Origin of the sequence: Streptococcus sp. 2_1_36FAA, from assembly GCF_000161955.2 — a bacterium.
Lineage (GTDB): Bacteria > Bacillota > Bacilli > Lactobacillales > Streptococcaceae > Streptococcus > Streptococcus gordonii.
On record NZ_KI391974.1, the window covers coordinates 69,432 to 81,891 of the forward strand.

10 protein-coding genes are annotated in these 12,460 nt (G+C 34.7%); 4 read left to right on the forward strand and 6 right to left on the reverse strand.

The window, feature by feature from the left end; genetic code table 11:
* Nucleotides 1-353 precede the first annotated feature (353 nt).
* From HMPREF0847_RS02780 to HMPREF0847_RS02790, 3 genes are all read left to right on the forward strand, one after another.
* Nucleotides 354-1,397 carry a dihydrolipoamide acetyltransferase gene (locus HMPREF0847_RS02780; RefSeq protein ID WP_008808675.1) on the forward strand — a complete coding sequence of 348 codons (1,044 nt, stop codon included), beginning with the start codon at nucleotides 354-356 and terminating at the stop codon, nucleotides 1,395-1,397.
* A gap of 78 nt (nucleotides 1,398-1,475) precedes the next feature.
* Nucleotides 1,476-3,179 carry a dihydrolipoyl dehydrogenase gene (lpdA, locus tag HMPREF0847_RS02785; RefSeq protein ID WP_008808676.1) on the forward strand — a complete coding sequence of 568 codons (1,704 nt, stop codon included), beginning with the start codon at nucleotides 1,476-1,478 and terminating at the stop codon, nucleotides 3,177-3,179.
* Nucleotides 3,180-3,245: 66 nt separating this feature from the next.
* Entirely contained in the window at nucleotides 3,246-4,235 is a 990-nt protein-coding gene (locus tag HMPREF0847_RS02790; RefSeq protein WP_008808677.1) for a lipoate--protein ligase, read from the forward strand.
* A 159-nt stretch (nucleotides 4,236-4,394) separates the two neighbouring features.
* Here the strand turns inward: HMPREF0847_RS02790 and xerS are convergent, their stop codons facing one another.
* Nucleotides 4,395-5,465, reverse strand: a complete 1,071-nt coding sequence (gene xerS, locus HMPREF0847_RS02795; protein ID WP_008808678.1) for a tyrosine recombinase XerS — start codon at nucleotides 5,463-5,465, stop codon at nucleotides 4,395-4,397.
* 453 nt (nucleotides 5,466-5,918) lie between these two features.
* Nucleotides 5,919-6,314: a hypothetical protein gene (locus HMPREF0847_RS02800; protein WP_008808679.1), complete on the reverse strand. Its 396-nt coding sequence runs from the start codon at nucleotides 6,312-6,314 to the stop codon at nucleotides 5,919-5,921.
* 117 nt (nucleotides 6,315-6,431) lie between these two features.
* Here HMPREF0847_RS02800 and HMPREF0847_RS02805 point away from each other — a divergent pair, with 117 nt between their 5' ends.
* Nucleotides 6,432-7,259, forward strand: coding sequence for a hypothetical protein (locus HMPREF0847_RS02805; RefSeq protein WP_008808680.1), 828 nt, complete (start codon nucleotides 6,432-6,434; stop codon nucleotides 7,257-7,259).
* Between the two features lie 148 nt (nucleotides 7,260-7,407).
* Here the strand turns inward: HMPREF0847_RS02805 and HMPREF0847_RS02810 are convergent, their stop codons facing one another.
* The 4 genes from HMPREF0847_RS02810 to HMPREF0847_RS02825 all read right to left on the reverse strand — a co-directional run bounded on the left by HMPREF0847_RS02810 (nucleotide 7,408) and on the right by HMPREF0847_RS02825 (nucleotide 12,384).
* Nucleotides 7,408-8,391: an Abi family protein gene (locus tag HMPREF0847_RS02810; RefSeq protein ID WP_008808681.1), complete on the reverse strand. Its 984-nt coding sequence runs from the start codon at nucleotides 8,389-8,391 to the stop codon at nucleotides 7,408-7,410.
* A 264-nt stretch (nucleotides 8,392-8,655) separates the two neighbouring features.
* A complete protein-coding gene (locus tag HMPREF0847_RS02815) occupies nucleotides 8,656-9,651 on the reverse strand; it encodes a DUF5677 domain-containing protein (protein ID WP_008808682.1) in 996 nt (331 codons plus the stop codon).
* Between the two features lie 13 nt (nucleotides 9,652-9,664).
* Nucleotides 9,665-10,813 carry an ATP-binding protein gene (locus tag HMPREF0847_RS02820; RefSeq protein ID WP_008808683.1) on the reverse strand — a complete coding sequence of 383 codons (1,149 nt, stop codon included), beginning with the start codon at nucleotides 10,811-10,813 and terminating at the stop codon, nucleotides 9,665-9,667.
* A 950-nt stretch (nucleotides 10,814-11,763) separates the two neighbouring features.
* Nucleotides 11,764-12,384 (reverse strand): tetratricopeptide repeat protein, encoded by a 621-nt coding sequence (locus HMPREF0847_RS02825; protein WP_008808684.1) that lies wholly within the window; start codon nucleotides 12,382-12,384, stop codon nucleotides 11,764-11,766.
* Nucleotides 12,385-12,460 lie beyond the last annotated feature (76 nt).

Below are 12,460 nucleotides of genomic sequence, written 5' to 3' on the forward strand. Positions count from 1 at the left end.
TCGGTTCGATAATAACCGATAAATGACTTAGTAAATCTACCAGATTGACCGCCTGATAGCGGCAACGGTAACAACTTGAGGTATATTTTGGTATCCAACTTACTTGTAGAGTTGTAATTGAATTCGGACGGAGGCCTGTGAAAAAAGATAGATTGCATTGTTTTCATCGAACACATCGTCAATCTCCTATTTTTTCATCGCCCTCTTCGTCCTTAATACCTTATATTCGAACACGGGCTAAAGTCTGTGTGAAAGAGATAAACTTTCCTAGAAACTAAAGTTTCTTTGTCAAGTTTCCTATTTTCACTTTGACTTTTAACGCCCTTAGTATCATAATTAGAATTGGAGAGGTCATGGCTGATGACAAGCTAAGAGCGACTCCTGCGGCTAGAAAGTTAGCGGATGATCTAGGTATCAACCTCTACGACGTTTCTGGCTCAGGTGCAAACGGTCGTGTCCACAAAGAAGACGTGGAAACTTATAAAGACACAAACGTGGTTCGCATTTCGCCACTTGCAAAACGAATTGCCCTCGAACATAACATTGCTTGGCAGGAAATCCAAGGAACGGGTCATCGTGGTAAGATCATGAAGAAGGATGTTTTGGCCTTACTTCCTGAAAATATTGAAAACAACACTATCAAATCTCCTGCTCAAATTGAAAAAGTGGAAGAAGTTCCAGACACTATCACTCCTTATGGTGAGATTGAGCGTATTCCAATGACGCCAATGCGTAAGGTTATCGCGCAACGTATGGTTGAATCTTACCTAACTGCGCCAACTTTTACACTCAACTACGATGTCGATATGTCTGAAATGCTAGCTCTCCGTAAGAAGGTTCTTGATCCAATCATGGAAGCAACTGGTAAGAAGACTACTGTAACAGACCTTCTTTCACTCGCTGTTGTGAAGACCTTGATGAAACACCCTTACATCAACGCTTCATTGACAGAAGATGGCAAGACTATTATCACTCATAACTATGTCAACCTTGCTATGGCTGTTGGAATGGATAATGGATTGATGACACCTGTTGTCTATAATGCTGAAAAAATGAGTTTGTCAGAGTTAGTTGTAGCTTTTAAAGACGTTATTGGTCGTACCTTGGATGGTAAATTGGCTCCAAGTGAATTGCAAAATTCAACATTTACAATTAGTAACTTGGGTATGTTTGGTGTTCAGTCCTTTGGGCCAATCATCAACCAACCAAACTCAGCAATTCTCGGAGTTAGCTCAACAGTTGAGAAACCTGTCGTTGTTAATGGTGAAATTGTTATCCGGCCAATTATGAGTCTGGGCTTGACCATTGACCACCGTGTTGTTGACGGAATGGCTGGAGCTAAGTTTATGAAGGACTTGAAGGCTTTGATTGAAGATCCAATTTCGATGTTGGTATAAGATTTTATTTTCTTTGCTATTCTCAAAAGCAAAGAAGCGCTCAGCAAGTGAAAAACGAAATTAGAAAAGGAAATAAAGATGGCTTTAGAAGTAATTATGCCAAAAGCCGGCGTAGATATGACCGAAGGGCAAATTGTCCAATGGAATAAGAAAGTCGGCGAATTTGTCAAAGAAGGGGAAATCCTTCTGGAAATCATGACTGACAAGGTCAGCATGGAATTGGAAGCTGAGGAAGACGGCTACCTGATTGCCATTCTCAAAGGTGACGGAGAAACTGTTCCAGTAACGGAAGTCATTGGTTATTTAGGAGAAGAAGGCGAAAACATTCCAACAGCTGGAACAGCAGCGCCAGAAGCTAGCCCAGCACCTGCAGCTAGTGCTTCAAACGATGATGATAAGAGTGACGATGCATATGACATCGTAGTCATTGGTGGTGGACCTGCTGGTTATGTCTCAGCCATCAAAGCCGCTCAGTTAGGCGGTAAGATTGCCTTAGTTGAGAAGTCTGAGCTAGGTGGAACTTGCTTGAACCGTGGTTGTATTCCTACTAAGACATACCTACACAATGCTGAAATCATTGAAAACCTTGGTCACGCTGCTAATCGCGGTATCATTATCGAAAACCCAAGCTTCACAGTAGACATGGACAAGGTCCTTGAAACTAAAAACAAGGTTGTCAATACCCTTGTTGGCGGTGTTGCTGGCCTTCTTCGCAGCTATGGCGTAGATGTTCATAAAGGAATTGGTACCATTACTAAAGACAAGAATGTTCTTGTAAACGGCAGTGAGCTGCTAGAAACGAAGAAGATTATCTTGGCTGGTGGTTCAAAAGTCAGCAAGATCAATGTCCCAGGTATGGAATCATCTCTTGTTATGACCAGCGATGATATTCTGGAAATGAACGAAGTGCCAGAAAATCTAGTAATTATCGGCGGTGGTGTTGTCGGTATTGAGCTTGGACAAGCCTTCATGACATTTGGCTCAAAAGTCACTGTCATTGAAATGATGGACCGTATCGTCCCAGCTATGGATGCGGAAGTTTCTAAAAACCTTCGCCTCATCTTGGAGCGTAAGGGTATGACAATTCTAACTGAAACCAAGTTGGAAGAAATCATCGAAGAAAACGGCAAACTCCGTATCAAGGTTGAAGGAAAAGAAGATATTCTTGCAGATAAGGCTTTGCTTTCTATCGGACGTGTACCAGACTTAGAAGGTATTGGTGAGGTCGAGTTCGAACTAGATCGCGGTCGTATCAAGGTCAATGAGTATATGGAAACTTCTGTTCCAGGTATTTACGCACCAGGTGATATCAATGGTACTAAGATGCTGGCTCATGCAGCCTTCCGTATGGGTGAAGTTGCTGCTGAAAATGCTCTGAAAGGCAATCACCATGTTGCTAAACTCAATCTGACGCCTGCAGCTATCTACACCCTGCCAGAAGTAGCAGCAGTTGGTTTGACAGAAGAGCAAGCTCGTGAGAAATACGATGTAGCGATTGGTAAGTTCAACTTTGCTGCTAATGGCCGTGCCATTGCTTCAGATGCAGCTCAAGGCTTCGTTAAAGTCATTGCTGACAAGAAATATGGTGAAGTGCTCGGTGTTCATATCATCGGTCCTGCAGCTGCAGAATTGATCAATGAAGCATCAACCATCATCGAAATGGAAATCACCGTAGAAGAAATGCTTAAGACTATTCACGGTCACCCAACCTTCTCAGAAGTTATGTACGAAGCATTTGCTGATGTACTGGGATTGGCAGTTCACTCACCTAAGAAAAAATAATTTAAAAGATAGATTAGACTGGGCATAAATCATTGTTCCAGTCTCTATCGTATAAAGAGGAAGCTTATGAAATACATTGTTAACTACTCAAATGATACAGCTTTTAATATCGCTCTAGAAGAATATGCTTTCAAGCATCTTTTGGACGAGGATGAAATTTTCCTGCTCTGGATTAACAAACCTTCTATCATCGTGGGGCGCCACCAAAATACTATCGAAGAAATCAACCGTGACTACGTTCGTGAGCATGGCATTGAGGTCGTGCGTCGTATCAGCGGCGGCGGAGCTGTTTATCATGATTTAAACAACCTCAACTACACCATTATCTCCAAGGAAAGCGAAGATCGTGCCTTTGACTTCAAGAGCTTCTCTACACCAGTTATCAATACCTTGGCAGAGCTTGGAGTAAAAGCTGAATTCACTGGCCGTAATGACCTGGAGATTGACGGTAAGAAGTTCTGTGGTAATGCGCAGGCTTATATCAACGGCCGTATCATGCACCACGGCTGTCTCCTCTTTGATGTTGATTTGTCTGTCTTGGCCAATGCGCTTAAAGTCTCTAAAGACAAATTCGAATCAAAAGGAGTTAAATCCGTCCGTGCTCGCGTGACAAACATTGTCAATGAATTGCCAGAAAAGATTACTGTCGAAGAATTCCGCGACCTACTTCTGGACTATATGAAGAAAGAATATCCAGAGATGACAGAATATGTCTTCTCTGAGAAAGAACTGGAAGAAATTAAGCAAATCAGAGATAGCAAGTTTGGAACTTGGGACTGGAACTATGGTAAATCACCTGAATACAATGTGCGTCGTGGCACCAAGTTTACCAGCGGTAAGGTAGAAATCTTTGCCAATGTTGTTGAATCCAAGATTCAGGATATTAAAATCTATGGAGACTTCTTTGGTATTGAAGACGTAGCAGCAGTAGAGGATGTGTTACGTGGTGTTAAATACGAACGAGAAGATGTCCTTGAAGCTCTTGAAACGATTGATATCAGCCGCTACTTCGCTGGAATTAGCAGGCAAGAGATTGCTGAAGCTATCGTTGGTTAAAAAACTCAGACGTTTCTAGGAAAATCTTTATTTATTGATCTGATTAGAATGGTTGGATTGAATTTCTACAACAAAAAGAGCGAAGGATCTAAAATAGATTTTTCGCTCTTTTATTGTTATTACCGTTTCTTTGTGTTACATATTTTAAATTATGTAAAATTATAATTTGTCCAAAGCATTCTTTTGCTCGTCATTGACAATGTGGGTGTAGAGGTCCGTTACCTGAGTGCTAGCATGACCTAGCTGATGACTGACAAGAACTTGAGATTTGGTTGCATCGTATAAGCGTGTAGCAAGCGTGTGGCGAAGTTTGTGAGGTGTCACTCGCACCTTGAAGTCCTCAGAATACTTGGCCACCATTTTTTCGACACTGGAAGCATCGATTCGATTAGGGATGCCACGATATTCAGTCAAAAAGAAGGCTGTATCAGTCTTTTCGGCCTTGTATCGTTTGCTCCGAATACTCAGATAGTCTTCTAAATAGGGCTTAGCAAAAGCAGCAACATTGACAGAGTCCCTTTTTCCGCCTTTTCTAGTCACTTCAATGACCATCATTTTGAGATTGATGTCTTTTAGGTCCAGATTAACAGCTTCAGACAGACGAACACCAGAGGCTAGCAGTAAAGCAATTATGGCTAAATCTCGTTCTTTGTTCTTGTTAAAAGAAGATAGAGCGCGGTTAGAGAGTTTCTTAGGATACTCTGTATCGATATATTGAAGAAATTCTTCCGTCTCATCACCTAAAAAGAGCTTCTGCTTAATATTCTCTGCACGAGCAGCCAGAGTTTCCTTTTTCTTCTTGGTAGCAACCTTTTTCATCACATTTCGATAGAAGTAGGGCTCACCCTGCTCGTTTTCCACTTCCTCAGTCAAATATTTGTAGAGGCTGGATAAGGCAGAAAGTGTTCGATTGATGGTAGTTTGTGAAACACCGTTTTGAGTGGTATTAGCATTGAGAAGCGGCCGCTCTCGCAGATACAGAACGAAGGCCTCCATGTCTTTCTTGGTCATATTTTCCAAGACTGAGAGAGGAATCTCAGCAATATGCGAAGCATTCGTTATATCAGATTCTAGCACCCAATTAAAAAAGCGATCATATTCTTTGAGATATTCGTATAGGGTTGTAAAACTATATGGCACCGCCAGCTTAGACTGATAATATTCCAAAATGTACCAGGGCATAGTGGCCTTGAGTTTGTCAATTCTTTCTAATAACAGTTCACGTCTCATCATATTTCTCCGTTTTTTCTATAATAGTAGTATAGCATATCTAGATATGTTTTTCAAGAAAATTATAGTTTTTCGGAAAGATATAAGAGGGCATATATAGTCCAACCTTATTACAAAAACAGATAAAAACTATAACCAAAAAATTTTTTTAAGCCAATTACACTCAATTATGTACTTTATTTAAGTGAACACTGGAAATTTTTAAAGCCGTTCATCTTCTGTAAAATGTACTTTATTTAAGTGAAAACTAAAAATTTTTCAAATGTACATTTTGGCAATAAAAAACACTCCAAGTGACGTTTCTCAAATAAAACTCTATGGAATCAAATAAAAACACGCTTACCACTTTTTTTAACTTACTTAAATCTCCAGAGTTTTGCACTCAGCCAAATGTTCTTTTATTAGCCATAGTTCCTCCTTTTATAATTAATTTTTACATTTATATGAAATGTATTATGAAAAAATATCTTCTTCCTTGGTAACAGATAATACTCTCATAATCATGTCGTCATCCCAACTGGAAATATCAATTTTTACATTTTTGTCTTTACACATTGCTTTAATTAACCTTAATAAAGTTTTATTGCTATTATCAGTGAAGAGATTGTCATAACATGCAATCACTTGTTTATTATCTGAAAAAATAATAGGGATTTTACCCAACGTTTTATTTAATTCAGTTGTATCCCCTTTATGGTCATCTTTTAACATAAATCTACAACTAAAAAATTCTATAACAAAATCCCTCTTCATTTTCTTAACCAAGGTTTTACGCTGATAATATTCTGAAATAAAGACACCAATAATTCCTGATGCGATGATTGAAGTGATTACAGTATTAATATCCATTTTTAATATCCTTTTCGCTTTATAATACTATTATATCATTAATTATTACTTTTTATCTTAGGAAGTATTCATGTTTGTGCTAAAATAGTGTTATAAATATGAATAGAGGTTATTGTGATGGAAAATCCTTGGAAAGATACTACTTCGGAAATATATAATGGTGAGAAGATAATCGTTGCTACTGCAGACCTAAAATATATTAAAAAGCTATTAAATTCAAAAAAATATCCCCCAGTAGATAAAGTAGACGATGATGCTAATGAAGAAACAAAGAAAGCAGCCAAAGAAAAATACAAACTCCGACTAAATGTTTATCCTCAACATTTTGTTGGTGATATAGATAATGCAAGAATTATAATTTTAAGTTTAAACCCAGGATACAGAACAGAATATTATGATGCTTATAAAAACAAAACTGAATACGAACAAACTATAAAAGAAAATCTAGAAATGGAAAACCCATTCTTCCACGCATTTGAATTAGCAAATGACAGTGATCTAGGATATTGGGGAAATAAAATGAAATGCTGGGTTGAAGGCTATGATAAAAAAGATAATGAAGAAATTATTGAATCTTTAAAAAAGATAACTGAAAAGATTGCACTTGCTGAGTTCTTTCCCTACCATTCTATATCTTATAACGGTATGTATGACAAATTAGGTAAAGGCACTTCCCCAAATAGTAATAGAAAAATAAAACATTACCTTCCTACGCAAAAATTCCTCTTTGAAAAAATTAAAAAAAGAATTGCTGACAAAAATGATAAAGTGATAATAATTCTTACTCGCTCATTTGCAAAATGGTACGAAGCCATTGAAGGTTTACGAGATTATAAGCATTGTTATGAAGTTAATAACACTAGGAATTTTTCACTAAACCCAGCTCAGATATATAAAGTACATAGAGACTCTGTAGAAGATGAATTAAGAAAAATAATTTCATAAAAAGATAAAAAAAAGAAAGGACGACGCTAGTCCTTTCTCGATATCAGCCTTCTATCTCACTAAGGTTGATTCAAAAAGAGCCTTTCTATTTGAATTCAATTAATTTTTTACTTATTAAACAAATTATACAGAGATAATTTTAACAAAACTACGTTAACAAGTAGCTACCATTAGCAAATGTAGCTAAATCCAACGCTGTAGTCGAATTTGCAAATCCTATGATATTAGCGTTCAAATCAGCTTTATGAACATCAGAATCTTTACAAATTGTAGCGATGTTACTCCTAATAGGCTTCCACCGATATTTTTTATTTATTTCATTTACTAAAGTAATTGTAATCAAAATTATAGTGGCAACTTTATGTAATACTATTTTGTTGCCATTACTATTTGTCGTAGTATACAAAAATTTATCTTTCCATTCATTGCGTATTATAGGCTTGGTTTGTAAATTGATATCAATGATGTTGGCATTGTGAGCACAGACATTCCTCGCAAAGTTTAAACATTTAAGCCACGATAACAGCTCTTTGAATGAACAATTATAAAATTTTGCTAGTTCATTTTGATTTTTGGTACTCATGATTTTTATTAAGTGAACCAGCTCACCAAACATTAAAATTTCAGTTGCAATCCAAATTGTTGGAAATCCTTCAGTATTCAAATTTCTTTTATCACCTAAATCTGATAGGGACGATTTTTTTACCGTTTTAAGTAAATCCTTTTTAAAATAGAACTGTTTTTGCTCTAGTTCAAATTTTTTGTAATCTTTTTTATTTGCCCATTTATCAAATTCTAAATACCCATAGGCACCATATCTACTCCCCAAAATGAAAGAAATATTTCTTTTTATTGATACTTCTATTTTCTCGATGGCATGAAGAAGATTTATTCTTAAATTTTTGTTTTGATAATATCTTTTAACAATATCTTCAAATGTAATGTTGGAATATTTTAATACAGGTACTTCACCGTACATTGTTATACTTGAATAAGGTCTAGCGAAATCTTTAAGCCTGTAATAACTAATGTGCTTAAGCTTCTCTAGGGCCTTAATTTTATCTGTTATAAAAACACCTCTTCTATAGAAGAGGTCAAGTTGGTCTTCGATTTTTAAAGATTTTGGTTCCATATATGCTCCCTAGAGTAAAATAAAAGCCCTCATGTCAGAACGTGTCTGCCTTAACGGAATGAGGGGATTGTCTTTACGTTTTTATTGTACAATATCCGATAATAGTTGTCAAATCATCACTCGTGACACAACATGTAGTAATTTTCAATGAAAACTTTATGTTTACAAATGAAAAAATCAATATATTGTGTTTTGCTGAATCTTTGATATAAATAATTTTAATTTTTTTGTACTTTTTGTTCTATCAAATACCTATTTTAGACTTTAATTTTTTTCATTATCCCATAATTTAGGTTCATTAGGAAAAATATAGTCATGTGTTTTAAAATATTGCTCTCTTACCACATCTACCCACTTATTTATCATGTCAGCAGCTACTACAGAATCACCAGATGGGTAAACTGTCAAAAGCAACCACGTAAGTTGCGCTATTGTGATGGCAGAGTGTTCACCAGGTATTGTTAATCCATAATCAGTATGTCCTATACTTATTTTTTCTTCCCTATCTATTACACCTATTCTATTAAATGTACCTTGTGAGGATGCATGCGTCACTTCATTAGCGAGTTGGTATGGTTGTTGCCATAATTCTGATGGAAAATTCGCTTTTTTTCTGATATCATCAAAACTTATATATCTCTTTTTAGGACTAAATTCACCGCAAGCTCTTGCCCATTCATAACGATCTTCTGTATTATGTGATGAAATATAAGCTTCAGCAACTTCCTCGCCATATTTTGAAATAAATGACGCAATAATATTTAATTCGTAGAGTGAACGCCACCTAGAATACGCACCATCAGCGAATCCATTTTTCATTAAAGTGATTATCTCTAAAAATTGTTGTAGACCTCTTCCATGTATGTATTTTAAGGCAGTGTATTTATGAATAGATTCTTCTCTCTCCTTGTTATCAATTTTATTTACATAATCAGAATAATCTTTTACAGTTTCAAGAACCATCATATACATGGTCTCAGATGTAACGAACGCATTAGACCACTTTTGCTCTATTCTTGCGACTATTTCTGCTTCTTCTCCTCTAAACAGTAATGTATTCTCATGCATTATCATCTTAGCATCTCTTACCATTTGATTTGAAGTATCGTTAATCATCTCTAGTAATAATTCCGAAAAATCTGCCTTCTCATATTTTTCATGAAATTCATCAATTTCAGATTGGTTCTTTAATTCTTTGACATGTTCTAAGAGGATTTCATTTAGTGTATCAGTAAAAAACTGCTCAAATTTATCAGCCATTGTTTCTCCTTTTTTAATTTTTTATATCTAAATTATGCCGATATTCTTGTAACTTCCCATTAAAAAAATTAGATACTTTAATTTCATGTTTGGCGATCTCATACATTCGTTCATCGTTATTTATAATTTGTAGGTTTTGAATAAATTCTATATCCATAGGAGATAAATTTTCTCTTAAATATCTATTAAATTCCTCTTTTTTATACTCATTATCAAAAATTAAAATCACCTCTAAAAATCTTCTGTTTGATATCCCAGCCTCATGGTTATCTGAATCAAATAAAAATTTATGTATATCCCATTCAATAGAATCACGAGTATAATAGTTATATGATAAGAAATTTGGTGCTGAATGTTGCTCAATGTCCAAGTCTAGGACTTCTAAATTTGGAGTGGAGGTTATATACCTTCCTGAATCCATAACAACCATATCGCTTTCGTATAATATAGTTTGGTGATATCTAAATTGATAGTCTTTAAAATAATGGCTTTGATTCATTTGTGTATAAGCATAGAAAACATTCCTTCTTCTATCTTCGGAATTATTAACTTCTACAAATGTAAATTCAGGATGCGGCTTATAATATCTTCCATTTGAATTTTTTTCCCACAAATGTTTATCTTTTATAAAATTTCTCAATTTATCAAAAGGCGAAAGGTCTAATCCAAAACGTCTTCGCCACAGATGTTCAATTTCATATATAGAAGCTATACTGTCTATTGGAGTATTACTATCTTGTCGTCTTGTATATATAACTCCTGGTAAAATTTTTGTTTTATCACGAACAAATTGTTCTTCAAGATAATAAGGAACTTGATTTGAGTTAAATATTATTAAAACATCAATTTCTTTATCAAAATATAATATAGTTTCTAATTTAACGAACGGGGGAATTCTACCTGCAAACTTTTGGTTTCTAAGCAAATCAATAATATCTGCCTGATTCTTTCTATTCTCATCCCCTGCTATGCCTTTTACTTCTCCATTATCAGAAACACCAAAAATTAAATATGCGTCTTTATTGTCAAGATTATTAGCTAAACAAATAATGTCATGAATAAATTTCGCGTTGTTAGAATGATACTTTTCTTTATAATCCCAGTAGCTTCCTTCTCGCTTCATTTCAATCAAAGAAAATATCTTATTATTTAAGTTGCTCATTTCATACCTCATAACATAACACTATGTATTATTTATTATACCATCAACAAAATAAAAATCTATATCTTGCGTTCAATAGGAGATTAAATAAGTTGCAAAAAATGTACAATTGAACCACCACTTCTTCTGCTGTTACTTGAGTAAAAAATGTACAAATCAATTCCTTAAATCAGATGATGTGATGTACTAGAAAACATACAAAATACTACTCCAGAATAATGTACAAAACAAAAATAAAGTACACTTTATAAAGAATGTACTTTATGCTTCTAATTCAATTGTATCAATGGTTTAAGTATCGTTAAGTCAATTGTACATAAACTTTTAGTTTTTTTATTACATGGCTGATAACTAAAAATTTTTTTCGGACAAAAATCGGTCCAAAATGTACTTTATTCACGTGAACACTGGAAATTTTAACTACTCTCAATCCATGCGAAAATGTACTTTATTTAAGTGAACACTAAAAATTTTTCAAATGTACATTCATCCAAAAACACGGCTCATGAATCATGGCCGTGTTATGTTTTACTTAAGCTAGTTAACTAATTCTCTTAGTTAATATTTACTTACCTTTTATTTGCTTTAATTCCTTCATCTCTTTTAGAATACTAAAAATATAGAAACTAAATAGAACTACACCTAAAAAAGATAAAACAAAGAAACCAAACGTAAGTTTTTCTCCCCTACCAGCTACTACTCCAAGGGATAAAATACCGAAAGTAAATCATGTAAAACTTATAAAGATAGCAAAAGGACTTATTTTTTTGTTTAGGCTTATCCTTCCAATTTAAATAAAAGAAATAAGGCATAAAAATAATTAAAATAAATAGAAATTCCATCTCTATCACAACCTCTCATCTTATTCCCCTTAATCAAATACATAATTTATAGCATATTAAAACTTTTTATTTAGGCAAATTAATAACAAAAACTAAATATAAAATCATTCATTCGTTAATCAATTCCTCAATTTCCTTTACCCCTTCAAACTCTCCAACACTTTCGAAAAGTTCTATAGCTCGTTTGAAATAGCTGTTGGCTAATCCTCTATCTTCCAAGGCTAAATATATCTCACCTAATCCTCTGTAGCTACAAGCCTGAGAAATCACATCATCAGTCTCTAAAGATTGTTCCAGTGACAGATTCATGAATGTAAGAGCTTCATCAAGATTGTTTAATTTCAATCTCACATAGCCTTGTTCGTAGTTATTTACAGCTTTCTTTAGATTATCATTGGGAAAATGCTCTTCAATTATCTTCTCTTCATCTTCAATGAGTTTTAAAGCCTTATGGAAATTCCCCTGCTCCCTGTAGATCATCGCTAATTGATGTAATCCAATGTGTTCATTTTCTTTATCTTCATTTTGTTGAGCTAATAAAATGTATTTCTCAAAAATATGGGTACACGAGGCATAGTCTCTTTCTGCTAACAATAAATATCCCATCAAATTTAAAAGGCTAAAATTTGTACAGGCATCAATAGAAAAATCTTGTTCAACCAACTTTTTAGCTTCTGATATTTTTCCTTCCAGAAACAAGTTCCAAGCCATATCAATTTTAGAAACCATCTATTTTCCCCTTTAACTATAAACAACCTTCGTAAAATAAAATCACTCTACAAAAAGATGCTAAACACTACCTTTA